The sequence below is a fragment of the uncultured Victivallis sp. genome, assembly GCF_944391105.1.
Classification (GTDB): domain Bacteria; phylum Verrucomicrobiota; class Lentisphaeria; order Victivallales; family Victivallaceae; genus Victivallis.
Genome location: NZ_CALXSK010000036.1, coordinates 20,966 through 41,486, shown reverse-complemented (window position 1 = coordinate 41,486; position 20,521 = coordinate 20,966). Strand labels below are relative to the sequence as shown.

Sequence of the window (20,521 nt, the reverse complement as noted above, 5' to 3'; positions counted from 1 at the left end):
TGAGGCGGAGTTTAACAAATAACAGAAAAAATATAACCAAAGAAAGGGTCAGTCTCTTGACTTTTTCATAATAGGAGAATATTATATCGCACTAAGGCATACCGGAAAGTCCAATGCCATGTTCATCGACGGCCATGTTCAGTCCCAGAACACCAATCAGTTGAGTGAACGCGGTTTCTGGCACCTGAACGAATACATGGCCCTGGTCAACAACATGTGATTGTAATGAGAAATAATGACAGGGTATTTCAGTAAATTCCATATTTTGCTTCTCTGCACCGATCTCGTCTTTCCGACATTGGCGGCGCGCGTCCCGTACCGAATCGGGGAAGTGAACTTTTCCCTGATCCGCGACTGGCGGGACAGCGACAATATCCGGCTGTTTGCCAGCAGCGTCTCCGATCCGGAAAAACGTTCCCGCACCATCACCGCCGACGACCTGCTGCTCATCATGACGCCCTCCGGAATCACGAAAAGCGAAGGTCCGATGCTCAATGTTGCATCGCTCGGCGGCCTGGTCCGCACTGGCGTTGAAAAACAAATCGAGATGAAAAGCAAAGTCTGGAAAAACGGCTATCTCCTTGAAGTCGCCGTTCCCTTCTCGCTCTTCAACGCGAAACCCGCCGAAAACACGGTGCTCGGATTGAACGTCATGGCCGACGACATCGACCGCGGATTCCGCCAGCATGTCGGCATGACCTTCTACCGCAATGCGAACTACTGGAACAGCCCCCGGTCGCTGGGAAATCTCAAACTCATAAAATAAAAATTAAACTACTTCCCCCCCCGAAGCTCTTCCGGTAAATTCGTAAAAAAATGGAATCCTGACTGGAAAAACCTCCTCCGGAATGCCAAAGTATTACAAATAATGCGAAGCAACCGGAGGAGTTTCATTGGATGATCGATATGAAGCAACTCGCATCCCCGATCCTGCTGAAAGGGGATGCGCATACCGCCTACCGCAGCCCGGCGGTGTATTTTCACAACGGACGCCTTTATCTCTATTTCACCCTGGTCGAAACCGAGCCGGACGGTCGAGTGTTCCTCTATCTGGCGATGACGACCACCAACGATCTGCTCCACTTCACGCCGGTAAAAAAACTCTCTGTGCGAGACCAGGCGTTGAACTTCTCAAGCCCCGGCAACATCATCCGCTTCAGCGGACGCTTCTGCCTCTGCTGCCAGACCTACTGCCGCCCGAACGGTGAGAAGTACGGCACGGCGGATTCCCGCATCTTCCTCATGCGTTCCGACGACCTCGTACACTGGGACGACCCCGAACTGCTCCGGGTCAAGGGAGATGCTGTTCCGCGGGAGGAAATGGAGCGGATGATCGATCCGTATCTGCTCGAAGACAAGGATGAACCCGGCAAGTTCTGGTGTTTCTACAAACAGGCCGGGGTGTCGCTCTCCTGGTCACGCGACCTCGTGCACTGGAACTATCACGGCCGCACCGAAAGCGGCGAAAACGTCTGCGCCGCAGTCGTCAACGGCGAATACTGGCTCTGGCATTCGCCCCAAAACGGAATCGGCCTGCTGAAGAGCACAGATCTCACCCACTGGCACGACACCGGAACCCTCATCACCCTCGGTCAAAAAGAGTGGCCATGGGCACAGGGCCGTCTCACCGCGGGAGCCGTCATCGACCTCCGGGATGAACCTGCCGTCGGCAAGGCGCTGCTTTTCTTCCACGGAACGGGGCCTGAAGACGAGAGCATCGTGTTCGATCAGTACGCCTGCATCGGCGTCGCATGGAGCAACGACCTCATCCACTGGGAGTATCCCCGCTGAGATCTCCATTCAGCGGACGAGAACCGAGTAGCATGCCTCGGCGGCCTGGCGCCCCGCGCTGCTGCTGTTCGGAGAAAGCAGCTGCTTCACCTCAAGCATACCGGCTTCCACCTCCGCCCGACGCGAACCGCCCGGCAGAATCGCCTCCACCGCAGGAACCAGTTCCGACGCCCGGAAATGGTGCTGCAGAAACTCCTGGAACACCTCGCGGTTCGCAATGATGTTCACCATCGTAAAGTATCCGCGATACAATTTCACCACCAGCGCCGCCAGCAGAATCGTCACCCAGTTCAGCTTATAACCCACCACCAGCGGCAATCCCGCGATGGCCGACTCGACCGTAACGGTTCCGCTCGCGGCCAGTCCCGTTCCGGCGCGCTGCTGCCAGTCGCTCGTGTCTCCGCAGCTGACCGCAACCTCCGGCGTCTCCGGGTGACGACGACGGTAGTCTGCAAGCTTCTCGCGGCAGAGCCGGGCGATCTTCTCCCGCGGCGCCGCCAGATGAAACTTCAATTCCGGATGCCGCTTTGACAGTTCGGTGATCGTATCGAGCATCGGATACAGCAGAAAATTGATCTCCATCGTCCGGCTGCCCGGCAACAATAGAAAACTCTCCGGATCACGCACGATCTCCGGCTTGCGCCGCTCTTCAACGATGTCGATGAGCGGATGCCCGACAAACTCCGTCTCCAACCGGGTGGGCGCGAAAACCTCCGTCTCGAACGGAAAGATCACAAGCATCTTCGTGCAGATTTTCGCAAGCACCGGCAGCCGCCACTTGCCCCATACCCACAGGTGCGGGCAGACGTACCAGATCACCGGAATCCGGCTCGCATACATCATGAGCGCGAACAGCAGATTGAATCCGGGATAATCGATCAGCACAACCGCACCGGGCCGCTCCCGCCGCGCCTGTTTTACGAGCCGGAAGAAGATCCCGATGAACGTGAAGATATGCTTGAGCACCTCGATCACGCCGACCACGCCGAGTTCGGTCGAATCGACCCGGATATCGATTCCAGCGGCGATCATCTTCGGACCGCCCATCCCGGAAATCGTCAACTCATCGCCGCGCTCAGCCGCGATCCGGCGCAGTTCCCGGGCAAGTTTCGCGCCGTAGACGTCGCCGGAGGCTTCGCCGGCCAGAATCCAGATCGACCGTTTCACTATTGTTTTACCCCTGCCGTTTTTCCTGTTTGAATTCATCGACGGCCCGTCGGGCGACGCTGCGCAGCATCGCCGCATCGCGATCGTCGAGCTCTTCCGGCACGAACGAAATCGCCGAAACCGGAACCTCGAAGAGAAACGCCGTCCAGACGCACGCCTGAAGATACTGCCCGCGGCAGTTCAGATGAATCAGATCCCGCCCGATCCGAAGCTCGCCGCTCTCAGGATCCTTCCGGTAGAAACACTGCCCGACCACATCCCCCGCCTGCGGCGGAAGATCGGGCCAGCGCAGCGTTTCGAGAATCGCCGGATCGTAGTTCGCAAACGGCTTCTCCTCCGCCGCACGCGAAAGCTGTACCGCAAACCCGGTCGGAATGACCCGCAAATCAAGCTCTTTCGCGAGTTTCCGGTAATTCGCGGTCAAACGTTCGTACATTCCGTTCTGATCAAATCCCCACTCTCCGCCCGGCATCAGGCGCGGATCATCGGCCCGATAAGCCCAGGTCTGCTGAATCACGACTTCCGCACCGGGAGCGTGTTTCCGGACGTAGTTGAAGATATTCGAGGCGAACGGCTGGAACGACTCCGACCGCCAGCTCTGGTGGCTCGCCTGCTGCATCGTCACGATGTCCCATCCCCGGGACAGAATGTCGCGCAGCTTGCGTCCGCCCTGATAAATCCGGCAGACCGGAGAGGCCTCCTCCGCAGAAATGTAGCTCCAGTGCCGCTCCAGCTCGCACCCGCCGAAATTCGCACGGTCGAACGTCAGATGACATCCGGCCGACTCCGCCACCTGCGGAAAATAACGCGTCAGGCTGTCAGTAAAGCTGTTGCCGATGGTCAGGATTCGCAACGAATCTCTCATGCCTCCTCCTTCCGGGCGAATATCACTTCAGTCCGAGCACATCCTGCATGTCGTAAAGCCCCGGCTTTGCGTTCGCGAGAAATTCAACCGCGCGCAGAGCCCCCTTTGCAAACGTGTCGCGGCTCGACGCCTTGTGGGTCAGCTCCACGCGTTCGCCGTTGATCGCGAAGATCACGCTGTGGTCGCCGACCACATCGCCGCCACGCAGAGAGTGCATGCCGATCTCATGTTTCGTGCGCGCACCGACCAGCCCTTCGCGGCCATGGCGCACATCCTTGTCGTAATCCCAGTTCCACGCCTCGCAGACCACTTCGGCGAGCCGCACGGCGGTTCCGCTCGGAGCGTCCTTCTTCTGATTGTGGTGCATCTCGGTGATTTCGACGTCGTAGGCGGGACCGAGAATCGTCGCGGCCTCCTTCACAAGTTTGAAAAGCAGATTCACGCCGACGCTCATGTTGTAGGCCGAGACGATCCGGCCGCTTTTTTTCGCCAGTTCGGCCAGTTCCGCCTTCTCCTCCGGCTTCAGTGCGGTGGTTCCGATCACGACCGCACACCCCTTCGCAACCGCCGCCCGGGTCGTTTCGATGACCCCAGACGTGGCGAAGTTGATGACCGCCTCCGCTCCTTCGAGCGCCTTTTCGAGATCCGCCGTGATCACCACCTTCGCTTCGCCGCAGCCGGCAACCAGCCCGGCATCCTGCCCGAGAAACGGGGACCCGGCATACTCCGTGGCGCCGGAAAGCGCCAGCGTCGTGCTCTCCATGATGTTCGCGACCAGCCGGCGGCCCATGCGGCCCGCGGCTCCAATGACAACGGTTTGAATCATGCTGTTCTCTCTTTCCATGAAAAAAATTTGGTTACAATCCGGGAACCGGCCGCTGTTCATTCCGCGGCACCCAGAAGAGCGATTCCGGCATTCCGACCGGAAACACCCTCACATTCCGGTAACGGCTCGATTGCGCCACGAGGCTGTACGGCACGAAGAGAAATGTGTACGGCTGCTCCTCATGCAGAATCCGGCAGAACCGGCGCGCAAGCTCGATCCGCTTCTCCATATCGAACGTCCGGCGCAGCTCCTCGATGATCGCGTCGGCCTCGGCGTTCCGGAAGCCGATGTGATTGCTGCTGCCGTGAACTCCCGCCTGGCTCGAATGCCACACCTGATACGGATCCGGATCGATCGGGCTCGTCCAGCCGAGGCAGCACGCCTCGAAATTCTGCTCTTCCAGCCGCTGCACATAGACCGACCACTCGATGTTTTGAATTTTCATATCGATTCCCGCCGCGGCGAGCGTTTCCTTCATCATCGGCATCATCCGCTGCTGCGTGGGGCTGGTCGCGGCCTGAAGCATCGTGAAGGAGAATTTCCGTCCATCCTTCTCGAGAATCCCGTCGCCGTCCTCGTCCCTCCAGCCCGCTTCCGCGAGCAGTTTTTTCGCCGCGGGGGGATCATACGGCCACGGCTTGATCTCCGGATCGGTGTAACTGCTGGACGGGGAAAACGGTCCGGTGGCGGTTTCGACCAGATCGAAATAGACGTCTTTCCGGATCTTCTCCCGGTCGATGAGCATGGTCAGCGCCCGCCGTACCCTCGCATCGGCAAAGAGCGGATTCGTGAGATTCCAGCCGATGTAGGTGTAGGAGAACGCGAGGTACTTGTATTTTTTGAGCGTACCATCCCGAAACGGCTTCTCATCGGTCCGCTGCACCCACTGGTCCGGCGTCAGGTCGAGCCGGTCGAGATCTCCGGACAGCAGCGCCTGAAACCGGGTGTTCGGATGTTTGATGATCTCGTAAACGATGTTCTCCAGCGCGGGCGCGGCGCCATAGCGAATCCCGAAATAACGCGGATTGCGGCGGAAGATCACGCGCCGGTCCTTGTCCCAGCGGACGAACATGTACGGCCCGCACCCGACGATCATGCGGTTGCGAACGTGGTCGTCGTTGAATTTCTTCCCGTCGAACGGCCCGTCATAGGCGTGGTAGAGGTGGCGCGGCATCGGGGAGAGACCGAGCGTGACCGCGAGCGACCCGTAGTAAGGACGACTCCAGCGCACCTCGAACTCGTAATCATTGATGATCTTCACCTCCTGCAGATCCTCCAGATACCCCCGCATCGGTTTGCAGTTCACATCGGGATTCTTCACCACATCGACGTAGAATTTGAAATCGGCCGCGGTCACTTCTACGTCGGTATGCTTTTTCCCGGTCACGGGATCGGTGAAATCGTGCCAGTAGATCCCCTTGCGGAGCTTGATCCGGTAGACAAGATGGTCATCGGAGACGCTCCACGATTCGGCCATGAGCGGCTGAAACTCCTCGGGCTTTTCAAAATTCCGCTCGGCCAGCGAGGAACCGCACAACGAATTGAATTCGGCCGCCGCGGCATCGTTGTTGATGAGATAGTTCATGTTCGCGGTGTCGACACTCGTCGCGAGGATCAACCGCCCGCCCGTTTCGGCTTCCGGATCGAAGAACGCCGCATTGGCGATCGCAGACGTCTGCCGGTCCGGAACGGTTCCGGAAATCGGAGGCGCCATCCGCGCGGAAAACTGAATCCGGCCGGGGAGCATCTCGATTTTTTCCAGAATCCGCAGATTGCTCTCCCGGACACGGTCGATCGCCGTCACGAGCATGTAACCGAAAAAGGCGATCACCAGAACCAGAACGGTCAGAATGAATTTCAAATATCCGTGGTTGTTCACGACAACGTTCCTCCCGTTCGCGCTATCGCTGACTGATCCGGTAGGTCATCACCGCGCCCCCGATCTGGAAGATGATGTTCGGCAGCCACAGCAGATACTGCGGATAAAGGTGCGGAAACATCGACAGCGATTCACACAGGATGATCGACAAAAAGAACACACCCGCAAGAATCACGCTCAGGAACAGCCCCACCGAGGTTTCGCGGCGGCTGGTCCGAATCGCGAGCGGCAGCCCGAGCAGCAGAAACGCGATCGGCGAGAGCGCAAATGCGATCCGCTGATTCAACTCCACTTCGAGCTCCGTGGTATCCTTGTTCAACTCCTTGGTCAGGCGGATTCGCCCCATGAGATCGGTCAGCTTCATGAATTTCGGCTTGATGCTGACCCGCATTTCATTGGCTTCCTTCCCGTAATTGAAGCTGAACGAAAGCTCTTCGGAGAAAAGCCGCTGGGGGCCGTCGGTTCCGATGTTGCCGCTCGCGGCGCCGGGAGCCTTGTTGATGAGCAGACAGTCGAACAGCTGCACGGTCAAGATCTGTTTTTCCTTGTCCACCAGCAATTTGCCGCGTGTGGCAGAGATATCCTGCGCAACCTCTTTCCCGGTATCGGTAAGCGTGTAGATCTGGACGCCCTTCAGGCTGTTGTCCCCCTCTTTGTCATCGATGTAGATGATGGTGTTCTCAATGGAAATCTGCTTGCCCGGTTCGAAGAGAGCCAGCGGCTGGTCGATCGCGGCGGTTTTCATGAGGTCGCGCGATTTGCCGAGAAACGGCGGCCCGACCTCCACCTGAAGATAGAGGCACAGCAGCGTCAGCAGAAACGTGAAAATCAGAATCGGAGAAACGATCTGCAGAATCGAGATTCCGCAGGCGCGCATCGCCGTGATCTCCGAATCCGCCGACATCCGGCCGAAAACCAGCATCACCGCGACCATGACCGCCCACGGCACCGTGAAGGTCAGCACAATCGGCAGAATATACCCGGTGAATTTGAGAAAGGTCCAGAAAGAGATTCCCTGCGAAACCAGGTCGAACACCTTGATCAGGTTCGCCCCGGTCATGCCGAAAGTCAAAATGGCGATCGCCATCCCGAACGCGAGCAGAAACCCGCGGGTCACATACCAGTTTAAAATTTTCATAACGCGCCGCAGTTCAAATGTTGTGAACGAAGAACGATTTCCCGAATGTATGCAGTAAAGATACATGCAAAACCCCGTTTTGGCAAATCGGTTTGTTTCGAATTCCTGAAAAACAACCTTGAATATTCCGGAAAACGGGCGTATTGTATCTTAATGGTATAGGCGTTTTTTTCCGTTAAAATCTCATGCAAGGAGTCTGGATGTTATGAAAAAGACCGGGAACCGGATTTTGCTGGCGATTCTGCTGATTGTGATCGCGGCAGGATGTTTCTACCTCATGAACTATCTCTTCGACCATACGAAGCTCGTGCCGGATCTCTTCATGGGCGGAGCCGGGGAACAGGTGCTCGGCCGGGTGGAACCGGGCTCTCCGCAGACCCTCGCGGCCCGGGAGCGCGCCTTCGGGCGGATTGCAATGTGCGTATTCACCGCGATCGGACTGCTGCAGCTCTTCTCCTTTCTCGTTGCGGCCATTGTCGTGAACGGCATCCGGCGCGGGAGCGCGGCCGTGAAGATCCGCCTCAAGGAGCTTGACAATGCGGACATCTTCTTCGACGTGCCGCTTTACATCGGGCTTTTCGGAACCATCTCGGGCTTTCTGCTGATGGTGTTCTCCACACACAGCAGCCTGGTGATCGCCTACTCGTCGACGCTGTTCGGCATCATTCTGAGTCTGGTTCTGCGGCTTGCGCTGCTCTATCCGCTGCGTAAAAAGCTGCTCTCAAGCGGAGGCGATGAGAAGTGAATCGATCGATCTTAATCGTCATGTGCGACTTTCTCGTCTCGGCGATGCTCACGATGCTCGCCGGGATGGCGTCGCAGGGAAATTCCGGCGTGACGCCCGGGAAGGGAGCGATCCTCGATCGCGGATCCACCGCGCTGATCCTGGAGGAGCTGCACCGCCGCAGCGCGGAACTCAAATCCATGCGCGAAAAGTTGCGCGAAGCGCAGGCGCGGGAGGGTTTTTCCAGAGAACGCGAAGCAGAACTCAAAGCACTCGCAGAACAACTCGCTGAAACCCTGGCCAAAGCCGAGCTGATCGAACAAAAACTCGAACTGCATCCCGAAAATGCCGGTGCCCTGTCGCCGGAACAGCTTCAGAAAGCACTGGAACAGGAGATCCGCAAACGGGCGCTCGCAACCGTCCAGCGCCGGGAAGCGGAGAGCGAACTCGCCCGGATGCACAACAGTCTTAAGTCGGTCTCCGGCGACCTGGCTGTTTTGAACACGAACTTCGCCGTCAGCCAGCAGCAGCTCACCGACACGCGGAAAAGCCTTGAGGAACGGGAAGCGGAACTCAAACAGACCGGCAGCGCTCTCATGAAGGCGAGGGAGGAGCTCGCGGCCCGGCAGAACGAACTTGCCGGCGTCCGCGCCACTCTCCAGTCCGAACAGGCGAACCTCTCCCGAACCCGCGAGGAGGCCCAGTCGCTCGAAAGCGATCTCTCGTTTGCGAAGGGGCAGCTCAGTGCGGCTGAACACGACCTGGCGGTCGTGCGCAGCCAGTCCGAACGCAACCGGAAGCTGGCGGAACAGCGCGAAGCAGAAATGCGTGAAGCGCAGCGCCAGCTTTCCGATGCGAAAAACATGCTCAAAAATGCCGTTACGGAGCTCTCCCGCACCAAAGCCGAGCTGAACAAAAGCCGAGAAGAAACCGCCCGCACCGCGGCGAAAAAGGCCGAGGCCGAACGCATGATCGCCGAAAAGCAGGGGCAGGCCGACACCGCCCGCGCACAACTTGAGGCCACACAGCGCGAACTGCGCGCCGCCGAGGAGAAACTTCGCAGCGACGTGCTGGAACGCTACGACGCGGCAGTCGTTCGTCTCACCCTCGCATTGCGGGAAAGAAGGTTGCTGCTGAGCCAGGAGGGCGGCGGGGTCTACTTCCTGCCGCTGGTTCAGATCGCGGGAAAAACGGTTATGCCCGGATTCCACAAGCAGCTTTTCGGCGACGAAAAATACGCGCTGAATTTCGAGCGGATCGATCAACTCGAATACCGGGTCAACATCTCCACGGCGCCGCAGGAACAGCCGGGAACGCTTCTGCGCGGCCCGCTGCTGCTTCTGCCCGGAGAGCCGCGCATCGCGGCGATCGAGTTCACGGTCCGCGGGCGCAAACCGCTCGCGGCTCTGACCATCGACGCACTGAAACAACGCGGGCTGGAGGATCTTTTCCTCTTCAAGGCGCGGTCGTTCGGCAAGGAGTCGGCTTCGCTGAACGGGCGCTGCTCGCTCGATCTCAGCAAGGGAGGGTCTCAGCTCTACATTCGCAACTCGGGACGCAGTCCCGCAGGAGAATTGAAGGCGGAACCCGGCGACTTCATCATCACAAAACAGGGCGACTTCGTCGGAATCGTAACAGCAATCGAGGATTTCGACATGGGGCGGAGACAGGAGGCGAAGTGCTTCGTATTTCCGGAACATTTCAAATGGGACGGCGCAAAAACGATCCGGCTGGACAAGGCGCCTGACGCGGAGTATTTTGAGAATTTCTCGAAAGGTGTACGCGAAACCCGCGCCGGATATGAGCAATAACCGGTAACGGCGGGAAACAGGAACGTGAACGACGACGAAAAACATCCGACTCCGGAACGGGATGACGACCAGAAAACCCTGATCTACGGCATGGCCAGCGAAACGATGCTTTCGCCGGAAGAGCTCCGCCGTGCCCTGGGACTCCCCACCGGCGACCGGATCGAGGATTACGAAGGACTCTCAGCCATCGGAATCGGCGGTGTCGGGGCGGTGTTTTCCGCCCACGAACCCGGCCTGAACCGCGAAGTCGCCCTCAAGATCCTGCGCCCGCAGTATCGCAACAAGGCCGAACGGATCGAGTGGTTCATCCGCGAAGCGCGCGCGACCGCCCAGATCGACCATCCGAACATTCCGCCGGTTCACCGCCTCGGAGTCTTTGACGACGTCGGCGTCTACTTCACCATGAAACGGGTCGAGGGTGAAACGCTGCGGGTGATCCTGCGCAAGCTCAACGAGGACAAGGAAGGATATCGCCGCACCTATACCCTGCACCGGCTGCTTGAAATCTTCATCGGCGCCTGCAACGGCGTGGCATTCGCGCACAGTCACGGAATTCTGCACTGCGACCTCAAGCCCGGCAATCTGATGGTCGGAGATTACGGCGAGGTACTCGTCATGGACTGGGGCATGGCACGTTACCGGGCGGATCTCGATCAGGGGGGGGCCGGCAGCAAAATGGATCTCGACCTGGAATGCGAACTCGACAGCGCGCCTCCCGATCCGCCGAGCGAAAGCAAGGTTGTCCTCGGGGGGACCCCCGCCTTCATGCCTCCGGAACAACTCACCGGAGAAGTGACTGAACCGACGGAAGCGGCGGATGTCTACGGACTCGGAGCGATTCTCTACACGATGCTGACCTGGAAAACCGCCCCGATCGACACGACGCTTCCGTCGGAAGAGGTCATGCGCAGAGCGGTGGCGGGACGCATTGTTCCGCCGCGCAAGGCAGCTCCCCGGGCAGCTCTGGTTCCGCTTGAACTCGAAGCGATCTGCAGGAAAGCGATGGCTCGCGACTATCACAAGCGCTATGCGAAAGTTTCCGATCTTCTGCGCGACATCCGCAACTATCTGGATGGGTATCCGGTCGAAGTGTATTCGCCGACTCCGCTCTACCGCCTGACCAAGCTGATTCGCCGTCACCCGCTGATTCCCTCCACGCTGATGGCCGCGGCGTTGACCTGGGCGGGGTACTTCGGGTTCACACATTTTTCCAATTTGTCGCAGAGCAGTTCATTCATCAACCTTGCGGAGTACAACTATACGCAGGCGAAGAACTACAATGCCCTCGCGCTGCGCACATTCAACCTGCTCAAGGAGCGTTCGGAAGCGACCATGAGCGACGGACGGGAGCGCGACCTGGAAAACGAGCTGTTCCGACTGATCTCCGAACAGGAAAACGGTTACAATTCCGCGCTGGAGTTCATCAGCCGCGCGACGGAACTGGGTTTGCGGGAGGCGGCCGTGAACCGGATGTGCCGGGATATTTTCAAGTCGAGTCTGATTTTCTACCTGCGCATCGAAAATTACAGCACGCTCCAGCGTTTTCTGCGCCAGGTTCGGGCGCGCTGGCGCGGCATTTTCGATCGTGCGATGGAGCAGGACGCGGAACTCGCCGCGCTGGTGAACAAGATCGACAACCGGATCGGAACCCTGCTGATCCGCGGAACGGAACACCCCGGACGCCGCATGACGATCCGGGACACCTCCGGCAAGATCGTCTGGTTCGGCTCGTCGATCGACGGGGGAACTCCGGGATCACCGGCGGCCAATCTGCCGATCGGCGACGTATCCCACTCCTTCGAACTGCCCGCGGGGAATTATCTTCTCGACATTTCTCTGCCGTCCGGCGTGAAAGTGACGGCTCCCGTCACAATTCCGGTGGCGGGCAGCTCTTCCGTTGAGCTTGCCATACCCGACACTTTTCCGTCAAATGTCCGTTACATTGCCGGAGGGGAGTTTTTCCACGGCAGCAGTTCCGGCCGATTCGGGGTGGGAAAAAGTTATCTTCCGTCCTTTCTGATCGGCGCAACGGAGGTCACGTTTGCCGAATATCTCAAATTCTGGAAGGAGTTGAAGTCGCCGGCGGAAAAACGGCGGTATCTCGGGTGGTTCGCATTCGATCCGGCCTCGGAAGAGCGTCGTCCGATCTGGAACGAAGACGGGGAACTTGCTCCTCCGTTCACCCCCGATCTTCCGGTGGTCGGAATTTCCGGCGAAGCGGCGGAAGCGTATTGCGCCTGGCTTGGGAAACAACTCGACCTCCCCTGCCGGCTGCCGAGCAGACTCGAATGGGAAAAGGCCGCGCGCGGCGTCGACGGCAGAACCTACGTATGGGGCAACGTCTACGAACCGGGGAAAGCGCTGCTTCACGACAATCCGCGACAGGGGAACTTTCCGGTCGGAGCTCCTCCCGGCCAGTTTCCCGCGGATGTGTCCGTTTACGGAGTGCTCGATTTGACCGGGAATGTACGGGAATTCATCCGCTCTCCGGATGAAAACGGACGTCTCTACATGGTGATCGGCGGTTCTTACGCAACTGAAGCGGAACAGGCGAACTGTACCAATGTCTATTATGTCAACGGCGGTGCGGGGGATCTCGGCTTCCGCTATGTGCTGGAGCTTCCTCCACTCCCGGAGTCCTCGGGAGGAATTCCGGCTTCTCCGGATTTGAAGTAAAGAAACTGGTGCTATTGTGATTGATTTCAAAGATGTGACAAAAACCTATGCGGGCGAGGTGATTCTCGACTCCGCCTCTTTCCGGGTCAATTCCGGAGACCGGGTCGGTGTGGTCGGCCCGAACGGTGCCGGAAAAAGTACGATTTTCGACATCATCACCGGCGATGTCGCGCCGGACCGCGGTTCGGTCAGCATTCCGAAGGATATGCGTCTGGGCATTCTCAAGCAGCATCTGCCGGACGACGAGGTCACGCGCCCGCTGCTTGAATTCACGGCCGATGCGATTCCTGAACTGCGCGATATGCAGAAAGAACTTCACCACCTGGAAGAACTGCTCCACCAGGGCACGGATGACGATGATGAACTTCAGAAAATGCTCTCCCGCCACGGCCGGCTGCAGTCGACGATCGAACACCTCGGAGCTTACCGGCTCAATGTGGAGGCGGAACAGGCGCTCAGCAATCTCGGATTTCCAGAGGAGAAGTTCACGCAGCCGCTCTCGTCGTTCTCAGGCGGATGGCGGATGCGGGCCGCACTTGCGCGTGTATTGATCTCCCGGCCGGACATCTTGCTGCTCGACGAGCCGTCGAACTACCTTGACATTCCGGCCGTCGAGTGGCTGTGCAAATTCCTGAAGTCGTTCCCCGGAACGCTGCTGTTGATTTCGCACGACCGCTTTTTGCTGCGCAAACTTACGAACCTCACGCTGGAGGTCAACGCCGGACAGGTGACCCGTTACCCCGGCGACTACGACTACTATCGGCGCGAACGCGAGGAACGACGCCGCAATCTGGAGGCCGCCAAACGCAACTCCGACCGCAAGAAAGAGCACCTGGAGCGGGTGATCGACCGCTTCCGCGCCAAAAGTTCGAAGGCCGCACAGGCGAAGAGCTGGCAGAAAGCGCTCGACAAGATGGAGGAGATCGAACTGCCCGATGATTTGAGTTACCACGGAGCGATCCGCTTCCCGGCACCGCCGCCGGGGGGAACCGAGGCCGCCCGCATAGAGAATCTCTCGTTCGGCTACACGCCGGACAAGCTGATTCTAAAGGATGTGAATCTCTCGATCGATGCGGGTGACAAGCTCGCATTCATCGGTTACAACGGCATGGGCAAAACCACGTTCCTGAAACTGCTGGTCGGAATGCTCAAACCGACCTCGGGGCGGGTTGTCCTCGGACATCACTCGGTGATCGGCTATCAGGCACAGGAGTTCGCGGATCTGCTCATCCCGGAGCAGACCGTCTATGATGTTGTGCGCGGCAATCTCCCGGCGGGAGCGTCGACGTCCGGCCTCATGAATGTGCTCGGTTCGTTCGGCTTCTCGGGCGACGCGGCTTCGAAGCAGTGCCGGGTGCTCTCCGGCGGCGAGAAAATCCGGCTGCTGTTTGCGCGGATCTTCGTGAATCCGCCGAATTTCCTCGTGCTCGACGAGCCGACGACCCACCTCGACGTGGCCGCGCGCGAACTGCTGCAGGAGGCGCTGAAAAATTATTCCGGGACGGTCTGCGTTGTCAGTCACGACATCGAATTCGTGCGGAACGTCGCGACCGGAATCATCGCGATGGAGCCGCCCGGAATCCGAAAATATTTCGGGAACTACGATTATTACCTTGAAAAGTCCGCCGAACTGCGTGCCGCCGGCGTGACGACGACACCGGAACAGGAGACGAACGTATCCTCTCCGGATCTCGCCCGCAACCGCCGCCGCGCCCGCGCCCAGGCGCGCAATGCGATCGCCGCCAGAAAGAAGGAGGCCGAACAGAAGGTCGCGGCGCTGGAGAAAAAACTCGAAAAGCTCGAAAAGCGTCAGGCGGAACTCTACAAGGAACTCTCCTCCGACGGCAAGCTCGACTTTGCGACGCTCAACCGTGAACTTTCCCAGCTTCAAAAGACGATGGAGTCGACCATGAACGAATGGGAGAAGGCGGCCTCCGAACTTGAGGAGATCCGGCAGGAGAACGAACGGATTCACCGCGAGCTGAATTGAACGGTTTCGACGGCCGAAACATCCGGGCCGCCCGGCCCGGCCGGCCGGCTCTCTCCGGATTTACCGGGGCGGAGCGACGGAGTTGCCGGGGCGGTAAAGCGGAGAAAAGCTGCGCAGCGCGGGAGCGGAGATTTTTTGCTCGATCAGATCGATGAGCATCTCGGTTCCCGCCCGTCCCATCTCCGTGAGGACGTGATCGATCACGGAAAGCGTCGGATCGATGAAGTTCGTAAATTCGCAGTAGTCAATTCCAATGACGCTCAGATCGCGCGGAACCTCTATTCCGGCCCGGCGCGCCTCGCGCAGTACCGATACGCCGACCAGCGAATTGTAGGTGATGATCGCAGTCGGCGGCTCCGGAAGCGACATGAGATAACGGAATCCTCTTTCGCCTTCGAGCTCGCAATAGCGCTCTTCGATATTCGGAAGCGGCTTGCACCGGGTGCGGTTGAAAAGCAATGCAGGATCGGCATCCACGATACCTTGCCGGACACAGTCGAGAAATGCGTCTTCACGGAGGCGGGAGTCGACTCCATGGGTCGTGCAGTCGGCGATAAAACCGATCCGGCGATGGCCGAGCTCCAAAAGCGTTTTGACAGCAAGTTCCACGGCAGCCCGGTTGTCGAAGACGACCCGGCTCAGTCCGAACTGTTCGGCCGGCTGATCGATCGCGACGACGTTTGAACTCACGCGGAGCAGCCGGTCGACCCACTCCGCATTCGAATCGGAATGAATCAGGATGACGCCGTCGATGCGCGACTCGGCGATTTTCTCCGCGCAGATATCCGGCAGATTCCGACTGCTGATATTCAGCACGAGCAGATTGTAGTTCCGGTCGCGCGCCGCCTGCTCGACACCGCGGAAGATCGCCATCTCGTAGTCATTGCTCAAACTCCGCCAGCTTTTGGGCTGCACGTAGATTCCGAGCGTTGTGGAGCGACGCGTTTTCAGCATCTGGCTGGCGGAATTCGGATGATACCCGAGTTCGGCGGCCAGCCCGAGGATTTTCCGCCGCATCGGGTCGCTCACCTTCGTATTGCCACGCGATCCATTCAGAACGGTGGAGGCAACCGCGATGGAGCAACCTGCCGTCGCGGCGACCGTTTTCAATGTAACATTCGCTCTTTTGTGCATCCGTTCCCGCCTTCCGGGTCATTTCTGATTTGTCATTGTCATCATTATAACCGAAAAACATGGAAAAATCAATGGCATGCCGGCTTTATTTTTCCATTGTCTTCCAAATTATTCCGGTATATTCGAAAACATCCGTCATTCCATTACAATCTCATAGGCGAGTGCGGGTTCTTCGCCGGCGCCGGTGTCGACCTGGAAACGGAGCGTACCATTCAGAAAGACCGAATCAATCGCCGTTTGTCTTTTCCCGTCCAGATGCAGGGGATAGACTTTGGGAATCGTCGTTCCTTCCACATTCAACCGCATTTGAATCAATGCCTTGCCGACCCTGACCAGTCGCGGGGAGCTGCCATATTGATCCATGACGTTTTCCGCCCGGTTCATGAAGTGCGTGTTGCTGTTGAGCATGTCGGTAAGGTGGAACAACACGATTCGTTCTGCCTCGGCGAGTTTTGAGTGACTGCCATCCATCGAAGCGGCGAAAAAGGTTGCCGGTCCGCTGGTTTCGACACTCATGATCTCTCCATCGAGCTTCCCCTGCGAATTTATGACCAGTGCTTCACTGAACGGCGTCGTCACCTTCAGCGTCCGGGCGAGGCCGTCCAGCTCGATTTCCCCCGTGGAGCTGCGGGAGGATTTTCCGGCCACATCAAGCCTGGCTTTGCCGATCTCGCCGAAACGTGCAAGATCGTTCACCACCTGATCCGCCGGGACGCCGCCGGGAGCCTGATCCCCCGGCAGCGTCACTGCCAGCGGAACCTGAGGCCGGAACGAACCGTCGGCTTGTTCCACCACGGAGCCGGTTTTTCCGACCAGTCCAAGGCATTGCACCATTTTCGGCCATTCCCCATCGTTTCGAATTTCCGAACGGGGGATGCGCACCGGCAGCAGGAGTTTGGATTCCGCCACATCGCCACGGCGGAAAAGCAGCGCCGCAATTCGGTCTCCATGCAGAGAAATCACATCGTTGGCGACATCGAATGCGCGGATCTCGTAATCGCCGTCCTCGTAAAGTTTCTTGTCATGGGCGTAGGCGAAACGATAGATGCCGTCATAGCCCTGAAGAGCAGAATAAGCGCCGATCAGAACGCCACCCTCCGCGCGGTAGCGGTTCGGATAACACCAGTTGTATTCGGTGATAGTGAACGGTTTTCCCAGGATCCGGCTCGGGAACCATCCGGCGAACACCTTGGGAACCATGCCGTCGAGGGAACTCTTATTGGTATAGGTTGACGGCAGATTCTGGTTGGTCGGGTGATCCCAGTAACCATGATTGTCCACAAAGTCAAATCCATCCCGCAGCAGGGAGAGGCGCGGTGAACTTTTCATGTTCAGGTTGGTCAGCAGCTGCTGAACACCAAGTTTGCGGAGGAATGCGCTTTTCTCCCGGTAGGCGTCCCGCTCCACTTCGAAGAAGAAATCTTTCCGGAGAGCCTGCTTCTCTTCCTCGGAAACACCTTGCTTCCCGCGGGCCGCGAGCCATTTTTCGAACTCTTCCCCGTAGAAACGTGGAACCATGTGGTATTCAGAATGATCAATCCAGTAATCGAGATTTCCCTCGTTGAGCAAACAGAGCGAAATCAGGGCTGGATCGTCCTTGTACGCCGTTTTCGTGTAGGGATTGACGTGTGTGAGAAAATTCCGGGCGAACCGCTCCCAGTCGCGTCCGGCCCCCTCGTGCTTCAGCGCCAGAGCGCGGTAGGCGCCGATGTAATACCAGCCGGGAAGACCCGGAATTTTATTTTCGGTAAATCTGTGCGCATGAAGGTCGGTCGTCACATAAATACCCTCTTTTTTCAGGCAGGAAAAGAAGTAGTCGAGTTTATCCATCGCCTCGGGATCAAGCTCGGTCGTATGCCGTGGTTCCATGTAGAAATCCTGATGGTGGAATCGGATCGCGTTGTAGCCGAGCATCGCAAAGTGCTTCGCCATGCGTTCCGCTTCGGCATGATCGGGGAACGCCGCCGTGAAGCAGACGTTTGCCCCGTTGAACCGCACCGCTTTCCCCGGACGTTTCTCAAATTCGTAGCGGCCGTTGCGGATCACGACCTTTCCATATTTTCCCGCCGGAGCGTCGTTCAGAAACGAGAGGTCCAAAACGCTTCCCGGTTCGATATCGCGGGAATTCGGAATCGGGCGCCACTTTTCTCCTGCCGTGATGTAATGTGCTTCGGGATTGAGATCCGGAATTTTGCTGTGGCTTCCGCTCAAGGCCACGATCATCCAGTCGTGCGGTTTGCCGTTCTTGTCCGAGTTGATGAAGGAGATTTCCCGGATCGGTTTATTCCGGACCGGAATGATTCCGGTGTAGAGCCCGCGCAAGTCGCCCCGTTCCGTCTTCCCCTGCCAGAGCACCGGCGCGTTCTGCAGGGAAACGGCTCCCCACCAGTTGCCGAGATGGACACCGGATTGCATCGGAATATTCTCTTTGTCGCCGTCGGCATACGTCACGTGGATTTCTCCGATCTGCGTTCCGGCGGCGGCCTGTGTGGTGGCATGCTGCAGGCAGAGATAGCGGAATGATTTCCCGCCGATGTTCACCTGGCGTTTCTCCACACGCCCCGAATGGAACACCACTGCGGAATTGCCGCCGTTGGAGGCGGGATCGACGATATCAAAACGAATTCCTCCCCACCGGTATTGTCCCGGAACCATCATCCGCAAATCGTTTTGAGCGCCCTGATCGGTCCAGCCGCCTTTGCCGTCGCCATCGATTTCGTCCGCAAATCCCCGATTCATAATCGAACGAAGATCGAGCGGCTCGGTATCCGGGGAAATGTCTTCAACGACAAAACGCTGCCTGGCGGAACGCATCGGTCCGGATTTCGGGGTCGCACCGAAACGAACTTCAAAAAACGGCATCCAGCGCCGTGTATCGATCACGTTGTAACTGCCGGAGGAGGTCAGCTTCAAATGATTTTTGAAATCGCGGAACGCCAGTTCGAATGAGTCGAACGAATCGCCATTGCCGAGCCCTTCCTTGCCGGGAAACATCGGGAATTCGATTTTTCTGCCGTCCACCGAGACCGAGCGGCCGGCGAATTCCGCGATGGAGAGCCGGGAACAAACTCCGGCAAAGTCCGCATAAAACGGTTTGGAAGGGCTGATCTCAAACTCCAGAACTGTTCTGCGCGGCGTCTCCAGTGTGATTTTTTCCGAAAACCGCACCTCGACTCCGGCATAAAGTTTCCAGACCCCCTTCCATTCCCAGGAATTTGCTTCCTTTTTTGGATAGCCCGCATCCGAAATCATGGTGTCGGCATTTTTTAAATTCCATTTCCAGTTGTCGGAAGCAACTTGAAAAGCGAACTCCTGTCCTTCGATTTTGTAAGTGCCGTCCGGGGAGATCCGGTGAAGGAACGCGGCGGTCTGAGTTTGGGAGGTCGCCGCACCCAAAACAGTTGTACAATAGAGGGAAATTCCCGATAAGGCCAGCCAGAATTTTTTCATCATTTTGCGTTCTGAATAAGATGTTGATTTGCGATTGCTGAAATTGTCTGATTCCTGCGTAAGGCGGATTCCGCACATTCGGCGAAATAAATTCCCCGGCCGAGGCGGGAGAGCTTGTCATGCTCCCCCGGACGGAAGAAGAATTTTTCGTTCTGAACCGGAATGCGGAACTTGTTTTCTATGGAACATCAAACCCGTTGGTGTAATCCGTGTTCCAGTAGTTGACCAGCCCCTTGGAATCGTAGAGAAAAATTTCAGATTCGTATTTACCGTTGAAATTCTGCAGATTCCAGACATCGGCATGACCGTCGAGAAAAGCGGCGTTGAGTTTCAGCGGTGAAAATCCCGCATAGGAATCCCCTTGCGCGATATCGGAGTTGATCGTGTGGTATGACTTTCTGTCACTGACGCCGACTACGCGCGAAGGGGTTTTAATCCGCGTCAGTTTTACAGTATTATAACGCATGAGTCCGCGTCGATAAGCCAGAGAGGCGTACCAGCTGTCGTTCCACCAGGACTCGTTTTTCGCATTCATATTGGAATCGTTCAACCGCGTGTATTGCTCCATGTCGGCGACACAGTACATGAAGTCGGCCTTCTGCACATAAGGCCACAGTTTTGGAGCCCAGCCGCCCTTGAGTTTGATTGCGCTCCACAAAGTTCCGTCGTTGTTGCTGACTTTGTAAAGCAGATAATCCTGATTGTCATTGGCATACATGGTGAGCGCAAGTCCGATCTGCTTCATGTTGCTGATGCATTCTGTCGCCTTGGCACGGGCCCGTGCCTGGTTCAATGCGGGCAGCAGCATGGACGCCAGAATTGCGATGATCGCAATTACGACGAGAAGTTCTATCAATGTAAACGCCGCCCGGGAAATCGCGCGACCGCCGGCGCCATTCCCCTGCTCCCCGCACCCGGCCGCGGAGCGCCCGCACGGAGAGGATGGTATGTTTGCCAGGCGTTCTCCTGCGAAACCTCGGGTCGACGTGAATTTTTTTCCAGCCGATGAAAATGGATGGCGATGGTTGTTGCTCTTCCTCATAGCGTCTCCTTTGCTTTGGTAAATTGTC

Annotated in this window: 15 protein-coding genes; 7 read left to right on the top strand and 8 right to left on the bottom strand. The window is 57.8% G+C overall.

Annotated elements, in window-relative coordinates; translation table 11 throughout:
* Window positions 1–67 precede the first annotated feature (67 nt).
* The 3 genes from Q0K10_RS15635 to Q0K10_RS11255 all read left to right on the top strand — a co-directional run bounded on the left by Q0K10_RS15635 (window position 68) and on the right by Q0K10_RS11255 (window position 1,791).
* Window positions 68–220, top strand: coding sequence for an H-X9-DG-CTERM domain-containing protein (locus Q0K10_RS15635; RefSeq protein ID WP_366943000.1), 153 nt, complete (start codon window positions 68–70; stop codon window positions 218–220).
* Window positions 221–235: 15 nt separating this feature from the next.
* The gene (locus Q0K10_RS11260; protein WP_294507037.1) at window positions 236–766 is read left to right on the top strand and encodes a sugar-binding protein; all 531 of its coding nucleotides are present in this window, start codon (window positions 236–238) and stop codon (window positions 764–766) included.
* 131 nt (window positions 767–897) lie between these two features.
* Window positions 898–1,791, top strand: a complete 894-nt coding sequence (locus tag Q0K10_RS11255; protein WP_294507035.1) for a hypothetical protein — start codon at window positions 898–900, stop codon at window positions 1,789–1,791.
* Window positions 1,792–1,800: 9 nt separating this feature from the next.
* Here the strand turns inward: Q0K10_RS11255 and lpxB are convergent, their stop codons facing one another.
* Genes lpxB through Q0K10_RS11230 form a run of 5 tightly spaced genes read right to left on the bottom strand, consistent with a single transcriptional unit; the run spans window position 1,801 to window position 7,666 of the window.
* The gene (gene lpxB, locus Q0K10_RS11250) at window positions 1,801–2,958 is read right to left on the bottom strand and encodes a lipid-A-disaccharide synthase (RefSeq protein ID WP_294507032.1); all 1,158 of its coding nucleotides are present in this window, start codon (window positions 2,956–2,958) and stop codon (window positions 1,801–1,803) included.
* Between the two features lie 7 nt (window positions 2,959–2,965).
* A complete protein-coding gene (locus Q0K10_RS11245; RefSeq protein ID WP_294507030.1) occupies window positions 2,966–3,823 on the bottom strand; it encodes a DUF4886 domain-containing protein in 858 nt (285 codons plus the stop codon).
* A gap of 22 nt (window positions 3,824–3,845) precedes the next feature.
* Window positions 3,846–4,649, bottom strand: a complete 804-nt coding sequence (dapB, locus tag Q0K10_RS11240) for a 4-hydroxy-tetrahydrodipicolinate reductase (RefSeq protein ID WP_294507029.1) — start codon at window positions 4,647–4,649, stop codon at window positions 3,846–3,848.
* Between the two features lie 31 nt (window positions 4,650–4,680).
* On the bottom strand, window positions 4,681–6,528 hold the full coding sequence (locus Q0K10_RS11235) for a peptide-binding protein (protein WP_294507027.1): 1,848 nt from the start codon (window positions 6,526–6,528) through the stop codon (window positions 4,681–4,683).
* 22 nt (window positions 6,529–6,550) lie between these two features.
* Window positions 6,551–7,666 carry an LptF/LptG family permease gene (locus Q0K10_RS11230; RefSeq protein WP_294507025.1) on the bottom strand — a complete coding sequence of 372 codons (1,116 nt, stop codon included), beginning with the start codon at window positions 7,664–7,666 and terminating at the stop codon, window positions 6,551–6,553.
* Between the two features lie 205 nt (window positions 7,667–7,871).
* Between Q0K10_RS11230 and Q0K10_RS11225 the strand changes: the two genes are divergently transcribed.
* Genes Q0K10_RS11225 through Q0K10_RS11210 form a run of 4 tightly spaced genes read left to right on the top strand, consistent with a single transcriptional unit; the run spans window position 7,872 to window position 14,867 of the window.
* Window positions 7,872–8,411, top strand: coding sequence for a hypothetical protein (locus Q0K10_RS11225; protein WP_294507023.1), 540 nt, complete (start codon window positions 7,872–7,874; stop codon window positions 8,409–8,411).
* Complete coding sequence (locus Q0K10_RS11220) at window positions 8,408–10,201, top strand: hypothetical protein (RefSeq protein ID WP_294507021.1); 1,794 nt, start codon at window positions 8,408–8,410, stop codon at window positions 10,199–10,201. Before Q0K10_RS11225 ends, Q0K10_RS11220 begins: the two co-directional genes overlap by 4 nt.
* Before the next feature lie 24 nt (window positions 10,202–10,225).
* Complete coding sequence (locus tag Q0K10_RS11215) at window positions 10,226–12,877, top strand: bifunctional serine/threonine-protein kinase/formylglycine-generating enzyme family protein (RefSeq protein WP_294507019.1); 2,652 nt, start codon at window positions 10,226–10,228, stop codon at window positions 12,875–12,877.
* Window positions 12,878–12,893: 16 nt separating this feature from the next.
* On the top strand, window positions 12,894–14,867 hold the full coding sequence (locus tag Q0K10_RS11210) for an ABC-F family ATP-binding cassette domain-containing protein (protein WP_294507016.1): 1,974 nt from the start codon (window positions 12,894–12,896) through the stop codon (window positions 14,865–14,867).
* 60 nt (window positions 14,868–14,927) lie between these two features.
* Here Q0K10_RS11210 and Q0K10_RS11205 read toward each other — a convergent pair whose 3' ends face one another.
* The 3 genes from Q0K10_RS11205 to Q0K10_RS11195 form a co-directional block, all read right to left on the bottom strand.
* Window positions 14,928–16,001: a LacI family DNA-binding transcriptional regulator gene (locus Q0K10_RS11205; RefSeq protein ID WP_294507014.1), complete on the bottom strand. Its 1,074-nt coding sequence runs from the start codon at window positions 15,999–16,001 to the stop codon at window positions 14,928–14,930.
* Between the two features lie 135 nt (window positions 16,002–16,136).
* Window positions 16,137–19,454, bottom strand: a complete 3,318-nt coding sequence (locus Q0K10_RS11200) for a cellulase family glycosylhydrolase (protein ID WP_294507012.1) — start codon at window positions 19,452–19,454, stop codon at window positions 16,137–16,139.
* Window positions 19,455–19,629: 175 nt separating this feature from the next.
* On the bottom strand, window positions 19,630–20,493 hold the full coding sequence (locus tag Q0K10_RS11195) for a type II secretion system protein (protein ID WP_294507010.1): 864 nt from the start codon (window positions 20,491–20,493) through the stop codon (window positions 19,630–19,632).
* Window positions 20,494–20,521: the final 28 nt, after the last annotated feature.

Bases quoted from the DNA above. Each gene is read 5' to 3' on its own strand.
- Q0K10_RS11245 (WP_294507030.1), bottom strand. From the start codon at position 3,823: ATGAGAGATTCGTTGCGAATCCTGACCATCGGCAACAGCTTTACTGAC.
- Q0K10_RS11255 (WP_294507035.1), top strand. From the start codon at position 898: ATGATCGATATGAAGCAACTCGCATCCCCGATCCTGCTGAAAGGGGAT.
- Q0K10_RS11200 (WP_294507012.1), bottom strand. From the start codon at position 19,454: ATGATGAAAAAATTCTGGCTGGCCTTATCGGGAATTTCCCTCTATTGT.
- dapB (WP_294507029.1), bottom strand. From the start codon at position 4,649: ATGATTCAAACCGTTGTCATTGGAGCCGCGGGCCGCATGGGCCGCCGG.
- Q0K10_RS11230 (WP_294507025.1), bottom strand. From the start codon at position 7,666: ATGAAAATTTTAAACTGGTATGTGACCCGCGGGTTTCTGCTCGCGTTC.
- Q0K10_RS11205 (WP_294507014.1), bottom strand. From the start codon at position 16,001: ATGCACAAAAGAGCGAATGTTACATTGAAAACGGTCGCCGCGACGGCA.
- Q0K10_RS11260 (WP_294507037.1), top strand. From the start codon at position 236: ATGACAGGGTATTTCAGTAAATTCCATATTTTGCTTCTCTGCACCGAT.
- Q0K10_RS11195 (WP_294507010.1), bottom strand. From the start codon at position 20,493: ATGAGGAAGAGCAACAACCATCGCCATCCATTTTCATCGGCTGGAAAA.
- Q0K10_RS11225 (WP_294507023.1), top strand. From the start codon at position 7,872: ATGAAAAAGACCGGGAACCGGATTTTGCTGGCGATTCTGCTGATTGTG.